The 25,037-nt window shown below is 35.2% G+C and carries 27 protein-coding genes, 2 pseudogenes and 1 other annotated feature; of the genes and pseudogenes, 20 read left to right on the forward strand and 9 right to left on the reverse strand.

The window, feature by feature from the left end:
* Positions 1 to 31 precede the first annotated feature (31 nt).
* The 10 genes and pseudogenes from J4P91_RS29405 to tyrS form a co-directional block, all read left to right on the forward strand.
* A pseudogene (locus J4P91_RS29405) lies at positions 32 to 208 on the forward strand (AraC family ligand binding domain-containing protein); the annotation flags it as partial.
* A 42-nt stretch (positions 209 to 250) separates the two neighbouring features.
* Positions 251 to 736: a helix-turn-helix transcriptional regulator gene (locus J4P91_RS11815; RefSeq protein WP_243763815.1), complete on the forward strand. Its 486-nt coding sequence runs from the start codon at positions 251 to 253 to the stop codon at positions 734 to 736.
* 95 nt (positions 737 to 831) lie between these two features.
* Positions 832 to 1,161, forward strand: a complete 330-nt coding sequence (gene csaA / locus J4P91_RS11820) for a chaperone CsaA (RefSeq protein ID WP_207994271.1) — start codon at positions 832 to 834, stop codon at positions 1,159 to 1,161.
* 121 nt (positions 1,162 to 1,282) lie between these two features.
* Positions 1,283 to 1,429: pseudogene (locus J4P91_RS11825) on the forward strand (ATP-binding cassette domain-containing protein); the annotation flags it as partial.
* Between the two features lie 258 nt (positions 1,430 to 1,687).
* Positions 1,688 to 2,083 (forward strand): SET domain-containing protein, encoded by a 396-nt coding sequence (locus J4P91_RS11830; protein WP_207994273.1) that lies wholly within the window; start codon positions 1,688 to 1,690, stop codon positions 2,081 to 2,083.
* 111 nt (positions 2,084 to 2,194) lie between these two features.
* Entirely contained in the window at positions 2,195 to 2,755 is a 561-nt protein-coding gene (locus J4P91_RS11835; RefSeq protein WP_207994274.1) for a sigma-70 family RNA polymerase sigma factor, read from the forward strand.
* Positions 2,725 to 4,119, forward strand: coding sequence for a DUF4179 domain-containing protein (locus J4P91_RS11840; RefSeq protein WP_207994275.1), 1,395 nt, complete (start codon positions 2,725 to 2,727; stop codon positions 4,117 to 4,119). The genes J4P91_RS11835 and J4P91_RS11840 overlap by 31 nt, the downstream gene beginning before the upstream one ends.
* Before the next feature lie 289 nt (positions 4,120 to 4,408).
* The gene (locus J4P91_RS11845; protein ID WP_207994276.1) at positions 4,409 to 4,666 is read left to right on the forward strand and encodes a hypothetical protein; all 258 of its coding nucleotides are present in this window, start codon (positions 4,409 to 4,411) and stop codon (positions 4,664 to 4,666) included.
* A gap of 28 nt (positions 4,667 to 4,694) precedes the next feature.
* Positions 4,695 to 5,612, forward strand: a complete 918-nt coding sequence (murB, locus tag J4P91_RS11850; protein WP_207994277.1) for a UDP-N-acetylmuramate dehydrogenase — start codon at positions 4,695 to 4,697, stop codon at positions 5,610 to 5,612.
* A 105-nt stretch (positions 5,613 to 5,717) separates the two neighbouring features.
* Positions 5,718 to 5,939 (forward strand) — a binding site (T-box leader).
* A 70-nt stretch (positions 5,940 to 6,009) separates the two neighbouring features.
* Entirely contained in the window at positions 6,010 to 7,272 is a 1,263-nt protein-coding gene (gene tyrS, locus J4P91_RS11855; RefSeq protein ID WP_207994278.1) for a tyrosine--tRNA ligase, read from the forward strand.
* 246 nt (positions 7,273 to 7,518) lie between these two features.
* Here the strand turns inward: tyrS and J4P91_RS11860 are convergent, their stop codons facing one another.
* The 3 genes from J4P91_RS11860 to J4P91_RS11870 form a co-directional block, all read right to left on the reverse strand.
* Positions 7,519 to 8,697 carry an NAD(P)/FAD-dependent oxidoreductase gene (locus J4P91_RS11860; RefSeq protein WP_207994279.1) on the reverse strand — a complete coding sequence of 393 codons (1,179 nt, stop codon included), beginning with the start codon at positions 8,695 to 8,697 and terminating at the stop codon, positions 7,519 to 7,521.
* Between the two features lie 44 nt (positions 8,698 to 8,741).
* The gene (locus tag J4P91_RS11865) at positions 8,742 to 9,182 is read right to left on the reverse strand and encodes a DUF1641 domain-containing protein (RefSeq protein WP_207994280.1); all 441 of its coding nucleotides are present in this window, start codon (positions 9,180 to 9,182) and stop codon (positions 8,742 to 8,744) included.
* A gap of 470 nt (positions 9,183 to 9,652) precedes the next feature.
* Positions 9,653 to 10,003 (reverse strand): winged helix-turn-helix transcriptional regulator, encoded by a 351-nt coding sequence (locus tag J4P91_RS11870; protein WP_207994281.1) that lies wholly within the window; start codon positions 10,001 to 10,003, stop codon positions 9,653 to 9,655.
* A 282-nt stretch (positions 10,004 to 10,285) separates the two neighbouring features.
* Here J4P91_RS11870 and J4P91_RS11875 point away from each other — a divergent pair, with 282 nt between their 5' ends.
* The 4 genes from J4P91_RS11875 to J4P91_RS11890 all read left to right on the forward strand — a co-directional run bounded on the left by J4P91_RS11875 (position 10,286) and on the right by J4P91_RS11890 (position 14,166).
* On the forward strand, positions 10,286 to 11,542 hold the full coding sequence (locus J4P91_RS11875; protein ID WP_207994282.1) for an MFS transporter: 1,257 nt from the start codon (positions 10,286 to 10,288) through the stop codon (positions 11,540 to 11,542).
* A 25-nt stretch (positions 11,543 to 11,567) separates the two neighbouring features.
* Entirely contained in the window at positions 11,568 to 12,407 is an 840-nt protein-coding gene (locus J4P91_RS11880; protein ID WP_207994283.1) for an aldo/keto reductase, read from the forward strand.
* A 147-nt stretch (positions 12,408 to 12,554) separates the two neighbouring features.
* Positions 12,555 to 13,115, forward strand: a complete 561-nt coding sequence (locus tag J4P91_RS11885) for a biotin transporter BioY (protein WP_207994284.1) — start codon at positions 12,555 to 12,557, stop codon at positions 13,113 to 13,115.
* 139 nt (positions 13,116 to 13,254) lie between these two features.
* On the forward strand, positions 13,255 to 14,166 hold the full coding sequence (locus tag J4P91_RS11890) for a thioester domain-containing protein (protein WP_207994285.1): 912 nt from the start codon (positions 13,255 to 13,257) through the stop codon (positions 14,164 to 14,166).
* 180 nt (positions 14,167 to 14,346) lie between these two features.
* Here J4P91_RS11890 and J4P91_RS11895 read toward each other — a convergent pair whose 3' ends face one another.
* On the reverse strand, positions 14,347 to 14,985 hold the full coding sequence (locus tag J4P91_RS11895; protein ID WP_017153312.1) for an NAD(P)-dependent oxidoreductase: 639 nt from the start codon (positions 14,983 to 14,985) through the stop codon (positions 14,347 to 14,349).
* Positions 14,986 to 15,300: 315 nt separating this feature from the next.
* Between J4P91_RS11895 and J4P91_RS11900 the strand changes: the two genes are divergently transcribed.
* From J4P91_RS11900 to J4P91_RS11910, 3 genes are all read left to right on the forward strand, one after another.
* Positions 15,301 to 16,728 (forward strand): alanine/glycine:cation symporter family protein, encoded by a 1,428-nt coding sequence (locus J4P91_RS11900; protein ID WP_207994286.1) that lies wholly within the window; start codon positions 15,301 to 15,303, stop codon positions 16,726 to 16,728.
* A gap of 324 nt (positions 16,729 to 17,052) precedes the next feature.
* Positions 17,053 to 18,234, forward strand: coding sequence for a NupC/NupG family nucleoside CNT transporter (locus J4P91_RS11905; RefSeq protein WP_207994287.1), 1,182 nt, complete (start codon positions 17,053 to 17,055; stop codon positions 18,232 to 18,234).
* Between the two features lie 342 nt (positions 18,235 to 18,576).
* Positions 18,577 to 19,758 (forward strand): NupC/NupG family nucleoside CNT transporter, encoded by a 1,182-nt coding sequence (locus J4P91_RS11910; RefSeq protein ID WP_207994288.1) that lies wholly within the window; start codon positions 18,577 to 18,579, stop codon positions 19,756 to 19,758.
* A gap of 41 nt (positions 19,759 to 19,799) precedes the next feature.
* Here the strand turns inward: J4P91_RS11910 and J4P91_RS11915 are convergent, their stop codons facing one another.
* The 3 genes from J4P91_RS11915 to J4P91_RS11925 form a co-directional block, all read right to left on the reverse strand.
* Positions 19,800 to 20,972 (reverse strand): DUF418 domain-containing protein, encoded by a 1,173-nt coding sequence (locus tag J4P91_RS11915; RefSeq protein ID WP_207994289.1) that lies wholly within the window; start codon positions 20,970 to 20,972, stop codon positions 19,800 to 19,802.
* Positions 20,973 to 21,149: 177 nt separating this feature from the next.
* Positions 21,150 to 21,656, reverse strand: coding sequence for a ferritin (locus J4P91_RS11920; protein ID WP_000953326.1), 507 nt, complete (start codon positions 21,654 to 21,656; stop codon positions 21,150 to 21,152).
* 177 nt (positions 21,657 to 21,833) lie between these two features.
* Positions 21,834 to 22,148 (reverse strand): MazG nucleotide pyrophosphohydrolase domain-containing protein, encoded by a 315-nt coding sequence (locus J4P91_RS11925; RefSeq protein ID WP_207994290.1) that lies wholly within the window; start codon positions 22,146 to 22,148, stop codon positions 21,834 to 21,836.
* A 73-nt stretch (positions 22,149 to 22,221) separates the two neighbouring features.
* On the opposite strand from J4P91_RS11925, the gene J4P91_RS11930 reads away from it, so the two are divergent.
* Entirely contained in the window at positions 22,222 to 22,800 is a 579-nt protein-coding gene (locus J4P91_RS11930) for an LOG family protein (RefSeq protein WP_207994291.1), read from the forward strand.
* Positions 22,801 to 22,956: 156 nt separating this feature from the next.
* Here the strand turns inward: J4P91_RS11930 and J4P91_RS11935 are convergent, their stop codons facing one another.
* Positions 22,957 to 23,154, reverse strand: coding sequence for an LPXTG cell wall anchor domain-containing protein (locus J4P91_RS11935; RefSeq protein WP_207994292.1), 198 nt, complete (start codon positions 23,152 to 23,154; stop codon positions 22,957 to 22,959).
* 272 nt (positions 23,155 to 23,426) lie between these two features.
* On the reverse strand, positions 23,427 to 23,864 hold the full coding sequence (locus tag J4P91_RS11940) for a Dps family protein (RefSeq protein ID WP_207994293.1): 438 nt from the start codon (positions 23,862 to 23,864) through the stop codon (positions 23,427 to 23,429).
* Positions 23,865 to 24,076: 212 nt separating this feature from the next.
* On the opposite strand from J4P91_RS11940, the gene J4P91_RS11945 reads away from it, so the two are divergent.
* Both J4P91_RS11945 and J4P91_RS11950 read left to right on the forward strand, forming a co-directional pair.
* On the forward strand, positions 24,077 to 24,511 hold the full coding sequence (locus J4P91_RS11945) for a DUF3920 family protein (protein WP_017153301.1): 435 nt from the start codon (positions 24,077 to 24,079) through the stop codon (positions 24,509 to 24,511).
* Between the two features lie 114 nt (positions 24,512 to 24,625).
* A complete protein-coding gene (locus J4P91_RS11950; protein ID WP_017153300.1) occupies positions 24,626 to 25,036 on the forward strand; it encodes a MarR family winged helix-turn-helix transcriptional regulator in 411 nt (136 codons plus the stop codon).
* Position 25,037: the final 1 nt, after the last annotated feature.

Below are 25,037 nucleotides of genomic sequence, written 5' to 3' on the forward strand. Positions count from 1 at the left end.
GGGAGAAAATGCAATAGAAATATGTAAAGAGATTGTAGCGGAACGCCGAACTTATAAAGCTGATAAAGATACACATTCACATAGTTATGCTCAGCTCATTTTACCCCTTCAAGGAGAGCTTGTTATAAAGACTGGGGTACAAAACCTTCTCATAGACCAACAAACATTATTTTTTGTTCCTCCTGAATGTGATCATACCTTTCATTCTTCTGTGCGTAACGAATTTTTAGTTCTGGATATTCCTTATTTCATGATTCCTGCGGGTGAGTTACAAAATAGGGGGATTTCTTGTCCATTCACGAATCAATGGAAAGGAATTCGTTATCTTATCCTGAATGAAATGGAACAAAGAGGATCTGCGCTTAAAGAGCTCTATCCGTATATCTCACATTGTTTACTCCAAGAGCAACAACCTAATTCGATTCAATATATTCACGAACATTATCATGAGAATATAACGGTACAAAAGCTTGCACAACTTGAGCATTATAATCGTTCCTATTATTCAGATTGGTTTCTAAAAGAAACAGGAAAATCTCCGTCAGCATATATACAAGAAGTGCGATTGAATAAAGCGAAAGAATTATTACGAAATACCAATTTACCCATTTTACATATTGCAATTCAAGTAGGATTAGAGCACCAATCTTCCTTAACACGTTTATTCCAAAAATATGAGGGGATCACACCGAGTCAATATCGAAAAGGTAACTTTTCATATGTCACGAATACATGACATATGGTTAAAAACTACTGATTTCTAGTAAAAGCCTATAATTGTATGTGTTTAAAATGTAAATATAGATATTGTGAAAACTGGAGGTAATACATGTGGCAAACATTGAGGATTTCATGAAATTAGATATTCGTGTTGGGACTGTAATAGAAGCAGAGCCATTTCCAGAAGCGCGGAAACCAGCTATAAAATTAAAAATTGATTTCGGTGAGATGGGTCTTAAACAATCTTCAGCTCAAATTACGCGAAGATATGAGCCAAAACAACTTATCGGCCGGCAAGTAATCGCAGTTGTGAATTTTCCTCCTAGACGTATCGCAGGCTTTAAGTCTGAGGTATTAGTAGTAGGCGGTGTACCAGAAGAAGGGGATGTTGTGCTGTTAAAACCGGATGAGCCTGTTGCAAATGGTACGCCAATTGCATAGAAATGTAAAAAAGTCAAATATGAGTATCCATCTTGAGATGCAATAAAACCAAAAAGCAGAGGGCTAGTGTCAAAAGACACTAGCCCTCTGCTTTTTTATTTTTAGGAAAAGAGGAATCATAATGAGTTTACTTAAAGTTGAAAATGTATCACATTGTTTTATAGATAAAACTTTATATAAAAATGCTACTTTTGATTTATACAAAGGAGAACATATGGGAGTAGTAGGACAAAATGGATCAGGGAAAAGTATGTTAATAAAAATATTGAGATAAAACAAGATGTGTAACTTCTCTTTTAATTCTTTTGCTTTAGACTGCATATGAATCATTTTATTGCCTCCTTATTTGTAAGGGTTTTGTTCTGGGGATTCTGTCGATTGTATGTTGTCATATATGAATCTTTAGAGGAATGGGATATAAGCATTATATAAAAAGGAAAAATAAAACCAATTGCTTTTCTTCTCATTATCTGCCAAGCTTAAGGAGACAAAATACTTCAGAGAAAGAAATGTATAGGTGACGAATATGATCGAAATCAAGACTTCCACACTTAGCGATGGAGAATTTAATAGAGGAGTATTTGCAACACGTGATATAAAAAAAGGGGAGCTTCTACATGAAGCGCCAGTTATCTCTTATCCAAATGAGGAACATCAATTTATAGAGAAAACGCTACTTGCTGACTACGCATTTGAGTATGGAATAAATCATTCGGCAATCCTTTTAGGATACGGTATGCTGTTTAACCATGCGTATAAGCCAAATGCAACGTATGAAATTAACTTTGATAATCATACATTTGACTTCTATGCTTATAAGGATATAAAAGCAGGAGAAGAAATCCTGATCAACTATAATGGTGACGTTGATGATGATGAACTATTATGGTTTGATAAGGAAAAAGAAGAAAACGGTAAGTAAAGTGTAAAAAAAGCACATTCCATTGGATGTGCTTTTTTATATGGAATAAAAATAAATTTTTTGAAACCAAACTCTACTTTCGTCTATCTAATAAGTGAAAGGAGGGATACGATGGATGAAATAAAATTAGTCAAAAAAGCAAGAAAAGGTGACGATGCAGCTTTCGAACAGCTCATTAGTTTATATCAAGATCAGTTGTACCGCACTGCGTATCTGTATGTACAGAATAAAGAAGATGCACTGGACGTTGTGCAAGAGACGGTGTATAAAGCGTACTTATCCATAGAGCAATTAAAGAAACCAAACTATTTTTTGACATGGTTGACACGTATTCTTATACATAATGCCTATCAGTTATTAGGTGAAAAGAAAAAAGTGAAGAAGATAGAGGACGGAAGAGAAGCAGATACATATGGTGAGGTACAAAACAAATTACATCAAATTGAGCAAAATATTGATTTGCAGGGAGCAATTCAAAGGTTGGATGAAAATTATCAAACAGTAATCATTTTATATTATTATTATGATCTTCCAATTAATCAAATTGCTTGGCAAATGAGTGTACCAGAGGGAACTGTAAAGACATATTTGCATCGAGCGAGAAAATCTCTAAAAAAATTATTAGGGGGGAGTGATGAGAATTGGATAAGCAGTGGTTTAATGATGAAATAAATAAAGTTGATGTTCCGAAACAAGAATTGAATCTGGCTATACAAAAAGCTATTGCTAGGGCAAAGAAAGAAAAGCCAGTTAAAAAGATATATAAGAGAAGAAAAATTGCTTTGTTAACTGCAGCTTCAATATGTATAGGTGTACTAGGCTCTGGATTTGTGTTTCCGCAAATGAGCCGTGTATTGGCGGAAGTTCCAATTATCGGGAAAATTTATTCGCATTTTCATGATACAATTGGTCACAATTTATCGGCAAGTAAGCTTGTAACAGAATTAAATCAGCAAGCAGTGAGCAATGGAATTAGTGTAACAATGAATAGTGTGTATTATGATGGTGGTAGAATTGGCGTTACATTTAAAGTAGATAATCCAGATCAAGTAGTGATCAGAAATAATTCTGGTAGGGATTTTTATTATGACTTTAAGCTTGTTGATGGAAGTCCGAAATGGATGCGTGCAGCTTCATGGGATGGAAGAGTAACTAAAGATGGGTGGTTTGGGAATATTCATATTGATTATCCAGAAAAAGAGCTTCCCCAAAATACAACATTACCAATTACCATTACATCTATCGGGGAAACAAAAGGGGTTTGGAAATTTGATATTCCAGTAAAGCAATTAGAAAATAAAATCATTCATCCTCAAGCATCCGTAAGTAGTGAAGATAAAGAACATACATTTAACTTTGAAAAGATTACAGTTGGAAAAGAATCACTTGCAATCGACTATAAAGCGATTTATCCGCTTATAGGGGAGAATGATTTAGCGAGAATTGAAAAAGTAACTGATGATAAAGGAAATGAAATTGATTTTAAAACATCAGGTATTGAATTTGGAAGAGAAAAGGTTAGAAATCAGATAGAATCTGATGAAAGATCTATTTTTGGAAAGATTCCGGAGGGTTCGGAATTTATTATGCTACATCCAAATGTGAGATTGTCTGAAAAACCATCTATTCAGGACTTAAATAAAAAGACACCATTTGAAATACAAAGTACTCGTAGTGATTTGAAGGTGATTGTTAATAAAATTCAGCATAAAAAACAGCGATTAATTGTGCAATATACACTTCAAAATGTCGATACAAAACATAAATCTATGGACGAATTGATAAATTACGGAGAAGTTATGAATTTAAAGGATTCTTCATATTTGGATAAAGAATTTGCACCAATTGGTCATGTTGTAAAGGGGAGCGATGTAAAGGTATTGAATAAGGAGAAATTACAATTCCAGGCAACGTTTCAGTTAGATGGGGAATATGGTGTGAAGAATTTTAGTTTAAAGAAATATGTATTAGAAGTAGAGATGTCACCATATCATCCTGAAAAACCATTACCGCCAGTCAAAATTCAATTAAAATAATCAACAAAAGGATGTCCTTAATATATAAGGAGGCATCCTTTTGTTTTTACTTTACATCTAATTTCTCTTTCACTTTTGCAGGTAACTCATCTTTTTGCACTTCTTCATATGATTTTACTTGTTCATAGGTTACTTCTACTTTATGTTACAAGGAGCTTACAGTTTTGTAATGTCTATTTTGGATATGACAAAACATAGACATTCTTATCAGTTTGAAAAGTTCCTTCTTTAAACATATTTTTTCACATTGACATGCGATATAATAGAGTTTTGTAAAGGCAGAAATTAGGTGCAATTTCTTTTCTATCTTAAACTTGGTTATATCGGAAAATTTTTGAAGGTAAAGTTTTCTTCTCGATTTTTTGATAAGATAGAGACAGAAGCTATCTTACTAAACTATTCAGGTAATCTATGTGGTGGCCGATTACCTACTTATTTTCAGCATGGCATTACATGTAGTGTAGTAAATGAACTTGTAAGCGGAATGGAAGAGAATAAGAGAAATGGTTTTAAGAATGCTGGAACTATCGAGAGGATAGGCCATTAATTATTAATAGAAATAGAGGAATCATAGAATGAATATGCAGGAAGTATATAAATATTTACGTACAGTATTACCAGAAGATCATGTAAAACAAGATGAAATGTTAAAGAATCATACGCATATTAAAGTGGGAGGAAAAGCAGATGTATTTGTTGCTCCTACTACTTATGATGAAATTCAAAAAGTTGTAAAGTATGCAAACCAATATAATGTTCCGATTACGTTTTTAGGAAATGGTTCTAATGTTATTATAAAAGACGGTGGTATTCGCGGGATTACAGTAAGTTTAATTCATATTACAGATGTGACTGTGACAGGAACATCGATTGTAGCACAATGTGGTGCGGCGATTATTGATGTATCACGAATTGCGTTAGATCACTGTTTAACAGGACTTGAATTTGCTTGTGGTATACCTGGTTCAGTTGGCGGAGCGTTATACATGAATGCCGGTGCATACGGCGGTGAGATTGCATATGTGTTAACGGAAGCTATCGTAATGACAGGTGATGGAGAGTTACGTACTTTAACGAAAGATGACTTTGAGTTTGGTTATCGTAAAAGTACGTTTGCTAACAATCATTACATTATACTTGAAGCGAAATTTGAACTTGCAGAAGGTGTACGTGAAGAGATTAAAGAAAAGATGGATGATTTAACGTTTAAACGTGAATCAAAACAGCCTTTAGAGTACCCTTCATGTGGTAGTGTATTTAAGCGACCGCCAAATAACTTTGCTGGTAAGCTTATTCAAGAATCAGGACTGCAAGGAAAGCGAATTGGCGGCGTAGAAGTTTCAATAAAACATGCTGGATTTATGGTAAACGTTGATAACGGAACTGCGCAAGATTACATCGATTTAATTCATTTTGTACAAAAAACAGTTGAAGAAAAATTCGGTGTGAAGTTAGAGAGAGAAGTAAGGATTATTGGAGAAGATATACAATAATCTTTGAAATAAAGTTGTATAAAAATGTGAATTATTTCAAAATAACTTTTGGTTATTATTGACAATGATTTGTAAATTCAATATAATGGCTAATAATTTAACATATGAAATACGTTGAAAGAGCCCAGTAGCAGTTTGTCACTGTTATCGAGAAAGCTAGGGGTTGCTGGAACCTAGCACAAACAAACTTGTGAATTACACTCTGGAGTATCTTAGGTAATGCTAAGCGGAGTAGCAATCGATAATCTTGCTAAGAGTGGTATGAATAGTAGAATTGGTACTATTTGTGCAATCTGGGTGGTAACACGGTTCATAATCGTCCCTATGTCTAATGTAGACATAGGGACTTTTTTATTTTTCACATGTGAAATTTAAATAATAAAGGGGATGGAAAGGTATGAACATTATTGATGAATTAGAATGGCGCGATGCCGTTAATCAACAAACAGATGCAGAGGGGTTACGCAAACTAGTAGAAGAGAAAAAAATTTCCTTGTACTGCGGTGTAGATCCAACTGGTGACAGTATGCATATTGGACATTTAATTCCGTTTATGATGATGAAACGGTTTCAATTAGCCGGACATCATCCAGTTATTTTAATTGGAGGAGCGACAGGAACAATTGGGGATCCAAGTGGTCGACAAACTGAGCGTCAGTTACAAACATTAGCGCAGGTTCAACAGAATGTGGATGCTTTAACAGCGCAAATGCAGAAGTTATTTGAATTTGGTGGTAACAGTGAAGTAAAGATGGTAAATAACTATGATTGGACACATCAAATCAATATTATCGAGTTTTTACGTGACTACGGTAAAAATTTTAGTATAAATAGCATGTTAGCAAAAGATATTGTAGCAAGCCGTTTAGATACAGGGATTTCATTTACGGAATTCACATACCAAATCTTGCAAGCGATGGATTTCCATCACTTATACAAAGAGGAAGGTGTCCAATTACAGATTGGTGGCAGTGACCAGTGGGGAAATATTACAAGCGGTTTAGATTTAATTCGTAAATTAGAAGGGCATGAAGCGAAAGTATTTGGGTTAACAATTCCGTTATTATTAAAATCAGATGGTACGAAGTTTGGAAAAAGTGCAGGCGGAGCAGTTTGGTTGGATCCTGAAAAAACAACGCCATTTGAATTTTACCAGTTCTGGGTGAATACAGATGACCGTGATGTAGTTAAATACTTGAAATACTTTACGTTCTTAACGAAAGAAAGAATTGATGAATTAGCAGGTAAAGTTCAAACAGAGCCTCATAAACGTGAAGCACAAAAAGTGTTAGCTGAAGAAATGACGAAATTTGTTCATGGTGAGCATGCGCTTTCACAAGCTTTAAAAATTACAGCGGCATTATTTAGTGGGGATATTAAATCATTAACTGCTGATGAAATTGAACAAGGCTTTAAAGATATGCCAACTTTCCATGCTTCAAAAGAAACGAAAAATATCGTTGAGTGGTTAGTTGATTTAGGAATTGAACCTTCTAGACGTCAAGCACGCGAAGATATTAATAATGGAGCAATTCTGATGAATGGAGATAAAGTAACGGATGTGAATACAGATGTTACGGCGGAAAATTCATTCGATGGAAGATTTATTATTATCCGTAAAGGTAAAAAGAATTACAGTTTGGTAAAATTAGGCGCATAAAGTTTGCTGTAGGGTAGAAGCGAGGAGTGTTCCTTGTTTCTACTCTTTTTTGTACACAATTTTGTCATAAAAAAGTCAGTATATTAAGATTATTAAAGAGGTTTATCTGGCTTTTATGCCGAATAAAAATAATATATAAATCGTTGTTAAGAAGAATAGAAGGAGTGGGCGGATGCTCTCTCTCATCTAAAAAGAAAGCTTTTAAAAATAAAAAAGCCCAAATCATGATTTGGGCTAGTGTTTGGATTAGTAAGCTAAGCTGAATAATCCTTTAATGTGTGATAAGTAACGAACGTTACTTGCTTCTTTCATTAATGATGCTGGTAGACCTTTAAGTGGAGTTGAGCTTGCTCCGATTGTAGCAACAGCATCTTTACGTCCTAGACTTGCAAGTGTTCCAGAGTTTACTGGTGCGAACTCTTCGAATGCTTTGCCTTCTAGTGCTGCGTATAAGTTGTATCCAATTAACTCACCCATTTGCCAAGCGATTTGTGCAGTTGGTGGGTATGGACGACCTTCTGGACCGAAGACAACAGCGCTGTCTCCAGCAACGAATACGTCTTTGTGAGAAGTGGATTGTAGGTATGCATCAACAGTTGCACGGCCACGGTTTACTTCAAGACCTGATTCACCGATTAATGGGTTACCTTGTACGCCACCTGTCCAAACAAATGTGTTTGCAACGATTTTTTGACCGTCTTTTAAGTCAATTTCATTGCCAGCAACGTTTGTTACAGGAAGACCTGTTAAGAATTTAACGCCGCGCGCTTCTAAGCTAGTAGTTGCACGTTCAATTAAATCGTCTGGTAATACTGGAAGGATTTTTGGACCTGCTTCAACAAGAAGTAATTTTACTTCTTTAGGGTTTACGCCGTGACTTTTTGCAAGTTTAGGCATAATGTCAGCAAGTTCACCAACTAGCTCAACGCCAGTTAATCCGCCACCACCGATTAAGATTGTAGCATCAGCTTCATTTTTTGTTTTTGCGTATTCACGAATACGATCTTCAACATGTTTGAAGATTTTGTTTGCATCAGCAGCAGATTTTAATACCATGCTGTTTTCTTCTAGTCCTGGAATTCCGAAGTAAGCAGTTTTACTTCCTAAAGCAACTACAAGTGCATCGTAAGATAAAGTAGTGCCACCAGCTAGTTTTACTTCTTTTTTGTCTACTGAGAATGACTCAACTGTTGCAATTTTAAGATCGATGTCTTTGCCCTTGAAAAGTTTTGTAAGTGGCATTGCAACTGCTTGCTCAGAAACGTTACCTGCTGCTAGGCGGTGTAGTTCTGTAATGATTTGGTGTGTTGGGTATTGGTTGATTACCGTAACTTGTGCTTCTGATTTGCTGTAATATTTACGTACATTTAAAGCGGCAAGAAGTCCGCCATAACCAGCGCCTAAGATGACAATTTGTTTTGACATAGTATGATATCCCCCGTCTTTACTAATTGTTGTTATAAGATAAATTATTTATTATTGCGTTCTGCACTAATTTGAAGATAAGCATTGATAAAACGGAACATTTTTTGTGCTTGTGGATCTTTTAGTAATTTTAACAAACCGAAAAGACCGATAACTTCAGTGCTTTCGTCAGCGCGATCTTTTGCTTCGATAGCAGTTGCAGCCATGCTCTTTACTGTATCTTTTACAGGTTCTACAATCTCTTGGATTGCACCAACAGTGTCGCTTTTTAATACTTCGTCAGTAGCAACAGTTTGAGCGAAGTCATAAGACTTAGTTAAAATGTTAACAAGCTCAGTTAACTTTGGAAGCTGTTCTACTAGTGTAGTTAATGATTCTTGTACCTCAGGTTTTAACAATTGATCAAGTACATCAAGTTGTCCTTGGCTAGCAGAAATTTGTAAAGATTCTTGTTCAGGCTTTGTTTGAGTGATAGTTTCTGGCATCTCCAATTCTCCTTTACGATAGCAATACTCTTATTTTTTTAGGAATAAAATATTCCAAAGTAACAGGTAAGCGTTAGCAAAAAAATTGCAAAACTTTATACAAAGCTTCACAAAACGCAATAAAATGCCTTTAAATTTATGATTGCAAGTAGTAGACAATCATGAATCCAAAACCATAATTTCTTACCTATTATTTATGAACTGTCCGATACATGGCTTGTCCGCATAATGGAAAGTTCCTTTATCGGAAAGTGTATATAATATATATCTTATATTATATACTATATACACTCAGGTTAACATAAAAATGATTCCTAATGATTAGACTTTGAGTTCATAACCTAGTACTGACAAGGGAAAAAAGCATATATTTTATTTTAATGTTACCCAAAATGTACTTAATTACAGAGAAAAAAAGGGGAGAATGAGCAAATGATGTTTGTTTTTTCCCTTTTTTTCTCTTTTTCTGGTTAAGGTTGATCTGTTTGTGGGATAAGCATGGATGAATTTCCGTTCTTTTCTAGATGACATTCACCCCAAGTGCAAAGGGAATCAAGAATCGCTTCTAAGGACCAACCATAGTCGGTAAGAGAGTACTCAACTTTTGGTGGTACTTGATTATATACCTTCCTTTGAATAACTCCATCTTCTTCTAATTCACGCAATTGCTGTGTGAGCATCTTTTGCGTAATGCCAGGCATTAAACGTTTTAATTCACTTGTTCGTTTTGTCCCTTTTGTTAAGTGACAAAGAATAACGACCTTCCATTTTCCGCCGATTACTTCTAAGGTTGCTTCTACAGGAATGTTATATTTCTTCATATATTACAACCCCTTTAATGAGTTTTTATAGTCATATGTTACTTTTTAGTGCCTATAGCACTTGAAAGTACGTACTGTTTTTCATGTTGAACATGTTTCATAATAGCATACGTAAGAGGCAAATGAGTAGTACGGTACTAAAAAGTAACTATGTTACTTTTTGGTGCCTATCGTACTTTGAAGTGCGTTCTTTCAAAAAAGAATGAAACCATTCATAATAGCAGTTATAAGTAGTAAAACTGTTTTTATTAGAAGATAAAAGGGCCTTTTTATCATACTATTATGATTGGATTTCTCATATTAAGGAGGAATTCGATGAGTTCATATACAGTACCTTCTTCAGGTGTTCAAACAAATAGAAGAAGTATATTTGCTTTGTTAGCACTAGCAATTAGTGCGTTTGGTATTGGTACAACTGAATTTATTAGCGTCGGTTTATTGCCGTCTATTTCAAATGATTTACATGTTTCTGTTACAACAGCTGGCTTAACTGTTTCTTTATATGCGTTAGGGGTAGCATTTGGCGCTCCTGTATTAACATCGTTAACAGCTAGTATGTCACGTAAAACGTTATTAATGTGGATTATGATTGTCTTCATTATTGGTAATAGTATTGCAGGGATGGCAACAAGCTTTGGTGTACTACTTGTAGCGAGGGTTGTATCAGCATTTGCACATGGTGTATTTATGTCGATAGGCTCAACAATTGCCGCAGCTCTTGTGCCAGAAAACAAACGTGCTAGCGCAATTGCTTTTATGTTCACGGGTTTAACGGTCGCAACAATAACAGGTGTACCAATTGGGACGTTTATTGGTCAACAGTTTGGTTGGAGAGCTTCTTTCATGGTTATCGTGGCAATCGGAATCGTTGCTTTAGTAGCTAATAGTATACTCATTCCATCAAATTTACGAAAAGGTGCGCCAGTATCGTTTCGTGATCAATTAAAACTTGTAACCAATGGAAGATTGCTACTGGTGTTTGTTATTACAGCATTAGGGTATGGCGGAACATTTGTAACATTTACGTACTTGTCTCCATTATTACAAGAAGTGACAGGATTTAAAGCGAGTACAGTTACAGTCATCTTGTTAGTGTATGGGATTGCAATTGCGATTGGGAATATGATTGGTGGAAAACTATCGAACCATAATCCAATTCGTGCATTATTTTATATGTTTTTCATTCAAGCGATTGTGTTATTCGTACTCACATTTACAGCACCATTTAAGGTGGCGGGGCTCATCACAATTATTTTAATGGGATTATTCGCGTTTATGAATGTTCCAGGATTACAAGTATATGTTGTGATATTGGCTGAGCGCTTCGTTCCAAGTGCTGTAGATGTTGCGTCTGCTATGAATATTGCAGCCTTTAATGCTGGAATTGCTCTTGGGGCGTATCTTGGCGGTATTGTAACGAATTCATTAGGGCTCATTCATACAGCGTGGGTTGGCGCGATTATGGTAGCTGGTGCATTGGTTTTAACTGCGTGGAGTATGGGGTTAGAAAAGAGAGATCAAGCGAAAGTGAATAAATAAAAAACTTAAAGGAGAGCAGGATAGAATGAAAAATTTACAAAGTACAACAACATTGCATAACGGCGTGGAAATGCCGTGGTTTGGTTTAGGAGTATTTAAAGTAGAAGATGGACCAGAGCTTGTAGAGGCTGTAAAAACAGCGATTAAAGAAGGATATCGTAGCATTGATACAGCTGCGATTTATGGAAATGAAAAAGCGGTAGGTGAAGGAATCCGTGCAGGTATTGAAGCTGCTGGGATTTCAAGAGAAGAATTATTTATCACTTCAAAAGTATGGAACGCAGATCAAGGATATGAAGCAACAATTGCTGCATATGAAGAGAGCTTAAAAAAATTAGAACTAGATTATTTAGATTTATATCTTGTTCACTGGCCTGTAGAAGGGAAATATAAAGATACATGGAGAGCGCTAGAAACACTTTATAAAGAAGATCGCGTACGTGCAATTGGCGTAAGTAATTTCCAAATCCATCACTTGCAAGATGTGATGAAAGATGCAGAAATTAAACCGATGATTAACCAAGTAGAATACCACCCTCGTTTAGCACAAAAAGAATTACAAGCTTTCTGTAAAGAACAAGGTATTCAAATGGAAGCATGGTCACCACTTATGCAAGGTCAATTATTAGATAACGAAACATTACAAGAAATCGCTGATAAATACGGTAAAACAACAGCGCAAGTTATTTTACGTTGGGATCTACAAAATGAAGTTGTAACGATTCCGAAATCAACAAAAGAACACCGCATTATTGCAAATGCTGATGTATTTAATTTTGAATTAACAAAAGAAGATATGGAACAAATTGATGCGTTAAATCAGAATCATCGCGTTGGTCCAGATCCTGATAACTTTGATTTTTAATATAGAATAGAAAAGAAGGGTGCAAAAAAAGATTTGCCCCCTTTTTTTTGCGTCCTTAGAAAACTAAATATTCAAACAAAAATATTTACTCCTTATAGCAAATAGGATATCTTGAATTTATAATATGAAATTTTTTAGGGGGCATATATGAACAATCATCGCACAAATCATTTCCGTATGTTAATTGTTACTGCACTATTTGCTGCTATTATTGGTATTTTGGCTCAAGTTACTATCCCTCTGCCGCTTGTCCCAATCACAGGACAGACGCTAGCGATTGGTCTTACTGCTACAATTTTAGGCTCGCGTTATGGCACTTTATCTGTATTATTATATGTTTTAATTGGTGCAACTGGAATTCCTGTTTATGCTGGATTTAGTGGCGGTTTATCCGTTTTATTTGGTCCTACAGGAGGATTCCTATTAGCCTTCATCCCAACTGCTTTTTTAATTGGTTTGTTAACTGAAAAAACAAAACTTACATTTTGGAATTCATTAATGGCAAATATTTTAGGGATGCTTGTAACATTAACAATTGGAACTGTATTTTTAAAATATGTTGCTTCTTTAGGATGGCAGGCAGCTTTCATAGGAGGGTTTGTTCCTTTTCTTATTGTAGGAGTGATAAAAGCTGCATTAGCTGCATGGATTGGAATTAAGGTGCGAGGAGCGTTAGTGCGTTCGAAATTATTATTGCAAGAAAACTAAATGATGATAGAAACACGTGCAGAGTGATTCCTGCACGTGTTTTTTTAGCGTCCTAAAAAAGAGAAAGTAATGCATAAAAAGACCTTTTAACTAGATACTATACAGTAGTAAATTTGTTATTTTATAGGGGGCTGTAAACATGAATATAAAACAATCGTATAAGTTATTGGTTGCTTTCTTGAGTATTTTATTTGTATTTGCGAATTTATTATTCCCACTTCAAAAAGCATCCGCAGAAGTTATGGATCACACGAAATACCAAATGGATTGGAGTTATAGTAAATCGTTAAAGAAGCCAATCCGAACGGAGCTCATTAAAACAGCAGATGGAAAAATAGCTTACTGCTTAGATGTTTTTTTGAAATCACCAAGTGGTCAAGATTTACCTGAAATAGGTAAGGTGGACATTGGCGTGTACCGTGTATTGTTAAATGGATATCCACAAAAAAGTCCGCAAGAATTAGGGGTGTCGGATTGGAGAGAGGCGCATTATGCGACGCAGCTTGCTGTATGGAATGCCTTAAAACAAATAGATATTAATGATTTAGATTTTCGTAATAAAAATGTAGAGAAATTAACGAAAGATATCGTTGCGAAAGCGGCTAGTAGTGAAGAGGTACAGGAAATTACGATGAGCGTTACGCCGTCAGAAAAACAAGAAGCAGTATTAAAAGATGAATTCTTCGAGACTGGTTTATATACAGTGGAGACAAATGCGAAGAGTGGAACATACCAAGTACAGGCAACTGGTGCACCTCAAGGTGTTAAGTTTGTGAATGAAAAAGGCGAAGAAAAAACACAATTTAATGTAGGTGAAAAATTCCGTATTTTAATTCCAAAAGCGGCACCATCTGGTGAATTTAGCTTCAAGGTCTCAGGAAGCTTAACGAAATTACAAGGAATTGAGCATAAAGGAACGCAAACGATTCAAGATGCAGTAGTTTTATTAGAACGGAGTGAAGAAAAAACAAGTCCAGAGTTAGCGGTAAGCTGGAAAAAGACTGAAGCTCCGCAGAAACCGAATAAGCCTTCTACACCTTATAAAAGATAGTACAAGTTGCGGAAAAGCTGGCATATGCCAGCTTTTTTATATATAATCATCTTATTTTAGGTTGCGGGATTGGATTAGCGATTGGACTTGCGTTTGGTTTATTTGCAAATGGCATAATTGCCTTAAAAGAAGGAAAATAAAAAAGGCGCCTCATCTTAATTAGAGGCGTCTTCTCTTATATTATTCAGCTTCAGAAACAACTGTAAAGCGTTCGTTCACATGTTTTGGGTTTTCAATTTCATCAAGTGCAGCTACAGCGAAATCTTCATAACTTACATAGCTATCGCCTTTTGCGTTAACAAGAAGGTGATCTTTACCTGCTTTGTAAGATCCAGTGCGTTTTCCTAATGCGAATAATGCAGAGGGGCTAATGAATGTCCAAGTGATATCGTTTGTTTGCTGTAAGATTTCTAGGTTTTTACCTTGGTTTTGAGCAGTTGCAAGGTATTCTTTCGGGAATCCTGGAGTGTCAAATACACGAGTTGTTTTTGCTTCATCCACAAATAAGCTTCCAGCACCACCGACAACAAGTAATTTTGTATTAGGTGCACCTTTCATTGCTTCAATTAATACGTTTCCTGCATCTACGTGAAGGTGTTCTTGACCAGCTGGAGCACCAAATGCGTTTACAACTACATCAAATGCTTGAAGATCGTTAGCAGTAAGATCGAATACGTCTTTTTCTAAAACTTTTACATTGTCTTCTGTAATTTTTGCTGCGCTTCTTACGATTGCTGTTACTTCATGTCCACGATCTAACGCCTCTTTTAAAATGCGACTTCCAGCTTTTCCGCTTGCTCCGATAATTCCGATTTTCATAAGGAATCCCTCCAAATAATTGTTATAAGTGTATATCTGAAAAATGAATGAATGTCTTTTAAGCAGGTTTGTCATCACCTGTTGTAACCAGTATAGTTACAGGTTTAGTTTTTGTCAATCGCTTTGTTTATAAAAAATATTTCTTCAAGTAGTATGTACGTTTCTAAAAATAACAAGTCAGACTTCCTAACAAGTAACACGGTTGTGTTATAAAACCTAACATTTGGAAACGATAACCTGTCGAAAAATGTTGATTTTCGAATATTTTTTAAATATAATTCAATTTATGAGGAAAAAAGGGAGGGGACTAACAGTATGAATATTTTAGAACAGTTTGTTTCATCAACGAATACGATTCTTTGGTCATATATTTTGATTGCAATGTTAATAGGCTTAGGGCTTTATTTTTCTATTAAATTGAAATTCGTACAAATTACCCATCTAGGCGAAATGGTACGATTAATGAGTGATGGATTAACTGGAAAGACACGTAAAAAGGGCAGTGTATCTTCTTTCCAAGCTTTCTGTATGAGTTCAGCAGCCCGCATTGGGATTGGTAACTTGGCTGGTGTAGCGCTAGCTATTTCTATGGGAGGACCCGGTGCAGTATTTTGGATGTGGGTAATCGCAATTATTGGGGCATCTTCAAGTTTCGTAGAAAGTACACTTGCACAAATTTATAAAATAAAAGATGGCAGTGGATTCCGTGGTGGTCCTGCTTATTATATGGAAAAAGGTTTAAATAAACGTTGGATGGGAATTTGGTTTTCTATTCTTATCACAATTAGTTACGGTTTAATTTTCAACTCAGTACAGGCGAATACAGTTACACTAGCATTTAAAAATGCTTTCGGTTTAGAGCGTTACATTGTAGGGATTGTATTAGCCGTATTAATCGCAGTTATTATTTTTGGCGGTGTTAAAAGTATTGCACGTATGTCAGAAGTGATTGTTCCACCAATGGCAATTCTTTATATTGGAGTAGCTGTTTTCGTTGTTATTAAAAACTACTATTTACTACCAGATGTTTTCACAGAAATCTTTAAAGGTGCATTCGGTTTAGATTCAGCTGTAGGTGGCGGTATTGGAGCAGCGATGAAGTATGGTATTCAGCGCGGATTATTTGCGAATGAAGCAGGTATGGGTAGTGCGCCGAATGCGGCTGCGACAGCAGATGTAACGCATCCAGCTAAACAAGGGTTTATTCAAACAATTGGAGTTTTAGTAGATACATTTTTAGTATGTACATCAACAGCGTTTATCGTACTATGCTCTGGAGCATATAAAGCAACAAACTTAGAGGGAATTGAATTAACGCAAAAAGCATTAAGCTCACAAATTGGTCCATGGGCAAGTAGCTTCTTAGCGATTATTATTTTCTTATTTGCGTTCAGTTCACTTCTAGGAAACTATTATTATGGTGAAACAAATATTGAATTTATTAAGAAAAGCAAAACTTGGTTAATGATTTATCGTGTAGCGGTAGTTGGAATGGTGTTATTCGGTTCTGTTGCGACGCTTCAAGTCGTATGGAATATGGCAGATTTATTTATGGGTCTAATGGTAATCACAAACTTAATTGCGATTACACTCCTTGGCCGATTTGCATATGCTGCATTGGCAGACTATATAAAACAAAAGAAGCAAGGGAAAGATCCGGTCTTCAACGCAGATTCTATTCCAGGTTTAACAAATACAGAGTGCTGGGACAAGCCAGTGGTAGAAAAAGAAAAAGCTGTATAATGAAATGGGAAACGAGCATCAAGTCGAACTTGATGCTCGTTTTTTGATGAGGGTAAATTAGGGGGGATGAGTTAAAAGACGAACATTAACTTGGGTTTTATAAGGAAATGTAATTTTTTTTAGAAATATGAAGATGTGAGTTGGAATTTGTGTTAGAATGGATAAGGTCTTTCCGAATAAGAGATAAGGCGGATTTTAAGCCATACATATATATTTTTATGTGTTAGATGAAAGTTCGGATTATTTTTATTTTATATGGTCAGACGTTCGACGTTAAATAATTTTCTAGAGCGTTGAATAAGGTTTAAATGGAGGATTTTATCTATGAAATTTGTTATGTTTCTTGTAGGATTACTCGTTGTATTTATACTCGGTTTTCTTATAAGTGCGGATCGAAAGAAAATTAAGTATAAACCAATCTTGGTTATGCTTGTTATTCAGTTGGCATTATCATATTTCTTATTAAATACGCAAGTTGGTTATATTTTAGTTAAAGGAATTTCTGATGGATTTGGAGCACTTCTTACATATGCGGAATCTGGAATCGTTTTCGTATTTGGTGGTCTCGTTAATAAAGGGGAAGTTTCATTCTTCTTGACGGCGTTATTACCAATTGTGTTCTTTGCCGTATTAATTGGAATTCTGCAGCATTTTAAAATTTTACCCTTATTTATTCGTTCGGTTGGTTTCTTATTAAGTAAAGTGAATGGTCTAGGAAAACTAGAATCATATAATGCCGTAGCGGCAGCAATCGTTGGACAAGCTGAAGTATTTATTACGGTAAAAGATCAATTAAGCAAAATACCGAAGCATCGTTTATATACACTTTGTGCATCTTCTATGTCGACAGTATCAATGTCGATTGTTGGATCATATATGAAAATGATTGAGCCGAAATATGTTGTGACGGCACTTGTATTAAATTTATTTAGTGGCTTCATTATTATTCATATTATCAATCCATATGACGTTACTGAAGAAGAAGATACACTTAAATTAGAAAACAAACAAAAGCAATCGTTCTTTGAAATGCTTAGTGAATATATTATGCTTGGATTTACAATTGCAGTTACCGTAGCTGCGATGTTACTTGGTTTCGTAGCATTAATTACAGCAATCAATAGTCTGTTTGATTCTATTTTCGGGATTACATTCCAAGCTATATTAGGTTATATTTTCTCACCACTTGCATTTGTAATGGGAATCCCGCAATCAGAAATAGTAACAGCGGGACAAATTATGGCTACAAAATTAGTATCAAACGAGTTTGTTGCGATGCTTGACCTTGCAAAAGTAGGAGGAGGCTTATCGGATCGTACAGTTGGTGTTCTTTCTGTATTCCTTGTATCCTTTGCGAACTTCTCATCTATTGGAATTATCGCAGGAGCAACGAAAGGGATTGATGAAAATCAATCAAACGTTGTTTCCTCATTTGGATTAAAGCTTGTATATGGTGCAACATTAGTAAGTATATTATCAGCGATCGTCGTTGGTGTAATGTTATAAAGTGAAAAGCAATGAGCAAGCGCTCATTGCTTTTTGTATCTTAGAATACAAATGACAGAGATGTTTATGAGGGAGAAATTAACATATGATTTATTGAAAAAATTATGTTGCATTTCTGTTAGATAACGCTTACAATTTTGTTTGTGGTGGTATCAGTTTCATACTTTAAATTGAGTAGAGAAGAAGAGACTGCTAATTATAAATTGCAATTTATGTAAACGCTTACTGATTTTAGGATACATTGTAAAGTAAATAGTATTTAGGGGTTCTATTTTTTAATACCAATGGTCAGACGTCATTCGTTGGACGACCAATAACTCATGGAAAATGGAGGATTCACATATGAAACTAGTTATGTTTCTAGTCGGTTTACTTGTTGTATTTGTACTAGGTTTCCTTGTAAGTTCAGATCGAAAGAAAATTAAATATAAACCAATTGCAATTATGCTTGTTATTCAATTAGCATTGGCTTACTTCTTATTAAATACAAAGATTGGATTTGTATTAGTAAAAGGAATTTCAGATGGCTTTGGTGCCATTTTAAAATATGCAGAAGCTGGGGTTAACTTCGTATTTGGTGGTTTAGCGAATGATGGACAAGCACCATTCTTCTTAACAGTATTATTACCAATTATTTTCTTAGCGGTATTGATTGGTATTTTGCAACATATTAAAATTTTACCGATTATTATTCGTGCAGTCGGTTTCGTATTAAGTAAAATAAATGGTCTAGGAAAACTAGAATCATATAATGCAGTAGCAGCAGCAATCGTTGGTCAAGGTGAAGTATTTATCACAGTAAAAGATCAATTAAGTAAATTACCAAAAAATCGTTTATATACACTTTGTGCATCCTCTATGTCAACGGTATCGATGTCAATTGTCGGTTCTTATATGAAAATGATTGACCCAAAATACGTAGTAACAGCACTTGTATTAAACTTATTCAGTGGGTTCATTATCGTTCATATTATTAATCCATATGATATTAGTGAAGAAGAAGATATTTTAGAATTACAAGAAGATAAGAAGCAAACGTTCTTCGAAATGTTAGGCGAGTACATTATGCTTGGATTCTCTATCGCAGTAACAGTAGCGGCGATGTTAATCGGATTCGTTGCATTAATTACAGCAATTAACGGTGTATTTGATTCTATTTTCGGCATTACATTCCAAAGTATTTTAGGATATGTGTTCTCACCATTAGCATTTGTTATGGGTATTCCAACATCAGAGATGCTGCAAGCAGGACAAATTATGGCAACAAAATTAGTAACGAACGAATTTGTTGCGATGCTTGATTTAGGAAAAGTAGCTGGCGATTTATCAGATCGTACAGTAGGTATTTTATCAATCTTCCTTGTATCTTTCGCAAACTTCTCATCTATCGGGATTATCGCAGGTGCAACGAAGAGTATCGATGGAAAACAAGCGAACGTTGTATCTTCTTTCGGATTAAAACTTGTATATGGTGCAACGTTAGTAAGTATATTATCAGCGGTTATCGTTGGGGTTATGCTTTAAAAACAAAAAGCAATGAGCGAGTGGGCTCATTGCTTTTTTGTTTAACTCACTTTCTTTAACTTACGTTTAAAAGCAGGTCTTTTTAAATATGTGCCAAGTCGCCATACGTATTCAACTGGCCCCATGCGATATTTCTGTAACCAGTAGGTACTAGCATATAGTTGAACGATGTAAATTGAAAGTGTTAACACGATACCAAAGAAGTATCCGATTTTCCCATACAAGCCAAGCCCATATGCATAAAAGATTGTTGTTGCAATGATGGTTTGTGCTAAATAGTTACTAACCGACATTTTACCCATGTTAGCCATATACTCTAGTAAGCGCGATGCTTTTTTGTAATGAAATAATAGAATGATTGAGCTTCCATAAAAGAGAGTCATGCCTAGTGGTGTAATACTATCTTTTAACATAACGAGAATCGGTTGTTGTGTTAATAATGCTAAGATTTTTACTGTGAAAGAAAAAATACCACTGATGAGCCAAATCTTTTTGAGAGAAGATACATGTTTATCTATTTCAAACAGCCATGCTTTTTTTCCAACGTACATTCCTAGCAAGAATAGTGGAGTCATTAGAATGATCATCAAAAATGTCAGGAGGAATCCACCAGAAAGTCCAGTGATTCCAATATCTTCGAATGGATTTTCGTATAGGCGGAATTTTACATGATCTATGTAACTCCCGGTTTCGTGGACTATTTGTTCTTTTTCCATGTAAGAGGAAAAATCATCTAACGCATTTGTATTGGACTCAAAAGGATAAGAAAGAAACATAGTAAACGCTAGTAAGATAAAGGCCCAAATGAGTAATGTTTTGGGCTTTCGATTGATAAACATCATTAAGAAAATCCCTATAGTCCCATATGCAAATAAAATATCCCCACTCCAAATAAATATACCGTGGATATAACCAAGGATTAGTAAAATAATGATTCGTCGTATATAAACTGGAAAGAAACGTTTTTCTTTTGCGAGAATGCTCTTTTGCAGCATTATAATACTAAGTCCAAATAGAAAAGAGAATAGGGAAACGAAGTTGTGCGTACCAAAAAATTGAATAAACCAATTGGCTCCTTCATCAAGCTTTCCAAATACATAAGTAGGCTGTTCACTGCTAAACATCCCAAATTGAATTAATGTCATATTAACGAGCAAAATGCCGAATAAAGCAAAGCCACGAACTGCATCGATAGCTTCTATACGCTGTTTCATTGTTTTGTCTCCTCTTATTTTTATTTTCTTTTTCTTGAAAATAATAGCATTAATAATGGTAGTCCTATACAGAATGAATGAAGATTTAAGGTGATTTTAAATAAATGTTAAGGTGAAAGGGAACTAATAGGGGAAAATAAAAATCACCTTAACGAATTCGTTAAGGTGATAAGGATATTACTCAGCAGGAGGAGTAAATGTACGCTTTTCCAATTCCGCATCTAACATAAATAGCGCATTAGAATCACTTGTAATACGTTTTAGTTTTTGGATGATGCTATCGAAAGAAGCTTCTTCTTCAACTTGTTCGTCAACGAACCATTTTAAGAACGTGATTGTCGCGTGTTCACGCTCGTCCCAAGCGATATCAGATAAGTTGTAAATTCGCTTCGTTACTTCACGTTCATGCTCTAGTGCGATTTCAAATGCACTTAAAACAGACTCGTAGTCATTGTTCGGATTTTCAAATCCAGTAATAATAGCACGTTCTCCGCGGTCATTTATGTAATTATAAAGTTTCATTGCGTGGAAACGCTCTTCTTCTGCTTGGACAAGGAAAAAGTTCGCAAATCCATCATAGCTTTCTGCTGTGCAGTAAGCAGCCATTGCCATGTAAACATGGGCAGAGTAAAATTCGAAGTTCATTTGGTCATTAAGCGCATCGTGTAATTTTGTAGATAACATAAAAAGCCTCCCTTATATAATATCGGTAATATCATAACATAATTGATATAAATTCTCATTTAGTTTCTCCCACATTAATGGGCAGTAATACTTCTATCTCAAGATTCAGCGAAAAAAGAGAAGATAGTTGAGAGATAAACTGCCGGTAAAAGCCTGATTGGTGATGGAAGTTTCACCTTATTGAAAACGTTTAGAAAGCTTTTCTACATGGGCCTCCATAATATCTTGTAAGTCTAAATCATATTTTTGAGAAAGAACAATGAGATTTGCGAGTACGTCCCCAAGCTCTTCTTTTAATTCCATTTTCAATTCTTCCGCTTGTTTTTCCTGTTCATCGGGGTGATTACGTCCAATTTCAATCGCGCGCACAACTCGTGAAACTTCGCCCACTTCTTCCGTTAAGAAATTTAAGCGAATAAAAGAGTTATATTGTGACCAGCTTCGTTTTTCGTAAAATTCCTCGACCCATCTTTGAAATTCAGCTATATTCATTTCTTTCTCATCCCCTCAATATGTTGTACAATATTCATTGTATCATAACAATATATAGTTTTGGGGTGTAGGTATGAGAAAGATTTGTGTGTTTGCAGGTTCTAATCTAGGAGAGAGACCTGAATTTAAGGAACAAGCAATCAAGCTCGGAGAAGTGCTTGTTCAAAATAATTGTGAATTAGTATACGGCGGTTCATGTGTTGGTTTAATGGGAGAAGTAGCCAATGAAGTGTTACGCTTAGGCGGACGAGTAACAGGTGTTATGCCACGTGGTTTATTCCGCGGAGAGATTGTTCATGAAGGATTAACGGAATTAATTGAAGTGGAAACAATGCATGAGCGTAAAGCGAAAATGGGAGAGCTTGCGGATGCATTTATTGCGTTACCAGGTGGTTACGGAACATTTGAAGAATTATTTGAGGTTGTATGTTGGTCACAAATTGGAATTCATGACAAGCCAGTTGGGTTATTAAATATTAAAGATTTTTATAGTCCAATTTTGCAAATGATTGATCGTGCAGCGGAAGAAGGTTTTATGAATCCATCAAATAAAGAGTTAATTGTTTCAGCAACTACTGCTGATGAATTGATTCAGAAAATGAAAGATTATAAAAGACCTGTAATGGGGAATAAGTGGAAGCAATTATCGTAATACAAAGAATAAGTAATTACATCTAAAACGCATGAATTTTTGGATGGAAAATGACATGCGTTTTAGATAGGATTCTGGTCTATTCTTCGTAAATTCTATCGTTAACATTATGAGAAATACAAACAAAATAAGGCGTACATAAAAAGGGCATTCCTCTTATTTAGGAATGCCTTTATATGTATTTTTCTTTCTTCTCTTATACAAATACCAACCACCCCAACCGCCAATTATTGCTATAAAGATGAGGAAAGGATAGCTTTCTACATCTACATTCATGTTGAAAATATTGGCTATTATTAAGGAGACTCCAACAGTTAATGAGGCGAAAAATACTCGAATTAAATAGTCTTTCAACTGAACCACTCCCGTCATTTAATGGTAATACTGGAATGTTCTATATACCTAAATGATGAATTTGGAAAAGTGTAGTTTAGATGTAACTATTAAACAGTTGTTTCCTATATTTTAACATAAATTGAATTGGAATATATCAGTAAAGCATTAACCCCCCAAATGGACTGGGGGGTTAAGTGAGAGAGTTGTTTTTGCTTTTTCCTGGGAGGCAAAGAGCGGCTCGGAATCAGGAGTTCCAATGCCCTCCTGTTCTAAACGAGCCGCTTGCACTTTTAATTTAAGAATGCACGTAGCATCCAAGCGTGTTTTTCTAGTTCTGTGTAAATGCCAAGTAGTAAGTCAGATGTTGTTTCGTCGTCAGCGTCTTGTGCGATTTTCATCCCTTTTTTCAGTTCGCCTAGCATCATTTCGTAGTCTTTCATAATTGCTTCGACCATCCCTTCTGCAGTCTCTCCGTAAGCCGCTTCTTGAACAGAAGATAGTTCTAAGTATTCTTTCATTGTTGCTACTGGTTTCCCGCCAATTGCTAAAATGCGTTCTGCAATTTCATCGATGTGTCCAGCTGCTTCTGTATAAAATTGTTCAAATTTCTCATGTAGTGTAAAGAATTGAGGTCCTTTTACATACCAATGGAAGTTGTGTAGTTTTGTAAATAATACATTCCAGTCTGCTACCTGTTTGTTTAATACTTCGATTACGTGTGTGTTCATATGATCAATCTCCTTTTGAGTTTTTATATTATATTTTTTATTAATTTATAATTATTATAATCTAGTAATTGATATAAAACAACCTTTTAGAAGCATTATTTTTGAACATTTTTTGAACAAGATGTAATGTTGTATTGCAATATGTGTTTATTTTTTACCATATTGTGGCATATGTATAGGAAAAGGGATTTTAGAAAGGAGAATGGAGGTCAATGGAACTCCAGTTTCAAAACGTATATCAGCAAGATGGGAATTGGTATGTACTGGACTCAGAGTTTCCGTGGGATATTCAGCGAGTGAAGAATGATGTATTTTCATTAATTGAGAAACGCGAAATTCCAGTTATTTTTTGCGATACGTGTGATACAAATGATGTACTCGTAAAATTAGGAGAAGAAGAAGAAGAATTCTTATTTCCTTTAAACGGTTTTTATCATAAAGAAAGACAAATGATTTTTGTTTGTATGTGGGAGCAATATGAGCAAGTGCTCAAAACTTTACTGCATGAATTTCGGCATTCTATGCAGCATGAAAACAATGTATTGTATATAGAAAAAGAAGTATATGAGGCACGTTGGATTGAAAGGGATGCCAGGGCATTCGCTGAACGTAAAATGAATGAATATATGCGAAGGAATATAAACTAAGATATAGTGGTGGGAACACCACTATCTTTTCGTCATGTACTTACTAAAATAAAGTAGTTGACAATTATAAAGTTTAGTTCTAAACTAAGTTTATTAAATAAGTGAGGTGATGGAATGAAAGCAGAAGAAAGACTTGGATTGTTATTATGGTTCCGTTTATCACGCTTTTATAACAGAAGCATTCGTGAGACAAATCAACACTTGAAAAATTGGGATTTATCTGCTGCACAGTTTGATGTTTTAGCTCAAATTGGCGGACAAGATCGATTAACACAGCAGGAGCTTGGGAAAAAGCTATTTGTTACAAAAGGAAATATCACGCAGCTTTTAAATAAGTTGGAGCAGCTTGGTTTGGTTAAACGAGAGCAAGAAGGTACGACGAAATATCTTTCGTTAACAGAAAAGGGAAGAGCTTTATACGAAGAAGTTGTTCCACCGCAGGAGACGTTTCAAGCAGAACAATTTAGTAAGTTAAATCGCAATGAACAAAAACAATTACTAGAATTACTTCGAAAGTTACAATAAA

The sequence above is a fragment of the Bacillus sp. XF8 genome (assembly GCF_017498755.1).
In the GTDB taxonomy this organism is placed as follows: Bacteria; Bacillota; Bacilli; order Bacillales; family Bacillaceae_G; genus Bacillus_A; species Bacillus_A bingmayongensis.

What these genes read in the sequence shown, in the direction of transcription:
- J4P91_RS11815 (WP_243763815.1), top strand. Translation starts at nt 251, where the DNA reads ATGATTCCTGCGGGTGAGTTACAAAATAGGGGGATTTCTTGTCCATTC.
- J4P91_RS11830 (WP_207994273.1), top strand. Translation starts at nt 1,688, where the DNA reads ATGATCGAAATCAAGACTTCCACACTTAGCGATGGAGAATTTAATAGA.
- J4P91_RS11835 (WP_207994274.1), top strand. Translation starts at nt 2,195, where the DNA reads ATGGATGAAATAAAATTAGTCAAAAAAGCAAGAAAAGGTGACGATGCA.
- murB (WP_207994277.1), top strand. Translation starts at nt 4,695, where the DNA reads ATGAATATGCAGGAAGTATATAAATATTTACGTACAGTATTACCAGAA.
- tyrS (WP_207994278.1), top strand. Translation starts at nt 6,010, where the DNA reads ATGAACATTATTGATGAATTAGAATGGCGCGATGCCGTTAATCAACAA.
- J4P91_RS11860 (WP_207994279.1), bottom strand. Translation starts at nt 8,697, where the DNA reads ATGTCAAAACAAATTGTCATCTTAGGCGCTGGTTATGGCGGACTTCTT.
- J4P91_RS11865 (WP_207994280.1), bottom strand. Translation starts at nt 9,182, where the DNA reads ATGCCAGAAACTATCACTCAAACAAAGCCTGAACAAGAATCTTTACAA.
- J4P91_RS11870 (WP_207994281.1), bottom strand. Translation starts at nt 10,003, where the DNA reads ATGAAGAAATATAACATTCCTGTAGAAGCAACCTTAGAAGTAATCGGC.
- J4P91_RS11875 (WP_207994282.1), top strand. Translation starts at nt 10,286, where the DNA reads ATGATTGGATTTCTCATATTAAGGAGGAATTCGATGAGTTCATATACA.
- J4P91_RS11880 (WP_207994283.1), top strand. Translation starts at nt 11,568, where the DNA reads ATGAAAAATTTACAAAGTACAACAACATTGCATAACGGCGTGGAAATG.
- J4P91_RS11885 (WP_207994284.1), top strand. Translation starts at nt 12,555, where the DNA reads ATGAACAATCATCGCACAAATCATTTCCGTATGTTAATTGTTACTGCA.
- J4P91_RS11890 (WP_207994285.1), top strand. Translation starts at nt 13,255, where the DNA reads ATGAATATAAAACAATCGTATAAGTTATTGGTTGCTTTCTTGAGTATT.
- J4P91_RS11895 (WP_017153312.1), bottom strand. Translation starts at nt 14,985, where the DNA reads ATGAAAATCGGAATTATCGGAGCAAGCGGAAAAGCTGGAAGTCGCATT.
- J4P91_RS11900 (WP_207994286.1), top strand. Translation starts at nt 15,301, where the DNA reads ATGAATATTTTAGAACAGTTTGTTTCATCAACGAATACGATTCTTTGG.
- J4P91_RS11905 (WP_207994287.1), top strand. Translation starts at nt 17,053, where the DNA reads ATGAAATTTGTTATGTTTCTTGTAGGATTACTCGTTGTATTTATACTC.
- J4P91_RS11910 (WP_207994288.1), top strand. Translation starts at nt 18,577, where the DNA reads ATGAAACTAGTTATGTTTCTAGTCGGTTTACTTGTTGTATTTGTACTA.
- J4P91_RS11915 (WP_207994289.1), bottom strand. Translation starts at nt 20,972, where the DNA reads ATGAAACAGCGTATAGAAGCTATCGATGCAGTTCGTGGCTTTGCTTTA.
- J4P91_RS11920 (WP_000953326.1), bottom strand. Translation starts at nt 21,656, where the DNA reads ATGTTATCTACAAAATTACACGATGCGCTTAATGACCAAATGAACTTC.
- J4P91_RS11925 (WP_207994290.1), bottom strand. Translation starts at nt 22,148, where the DNA reads ATGAATATAGCTGAATTTCAAAGATGGGTCGAGGAATTTTACGAAAAA.
- J4P91_RS11930 (WP_207994291.1), top strand. Translation starts at nt 22,222, where the DNA reads ATGAGAAAGATTTGTGTGTTTGCAGGTTCTAATCTAGGAGAGAGACCT.
- J4P91_RS11940 (WP_207994293.1), bottom strand. Translation starts at nt 23,864, where the DNA reads ATGAACACACACGTAATCGAAGTATTAAACAAACAGGTAGCAGACTGG.
- J4P91_RS11945 (WP_017153301.1), top strand. Translation starts at nt 24,077, where the DNA reads ATGGAACTCCAGTTTCAAAACGTATATCAGCAAGATGGGAATTGGTAT.
- J4P91_RS11950 (WP_017153300.1), top strand. Translation starts at nt 24,626, where the DNA reads ATGAAAGCAGAAGAAAGACTTGGATTGTTATTATGGTTCCGTTTATCA.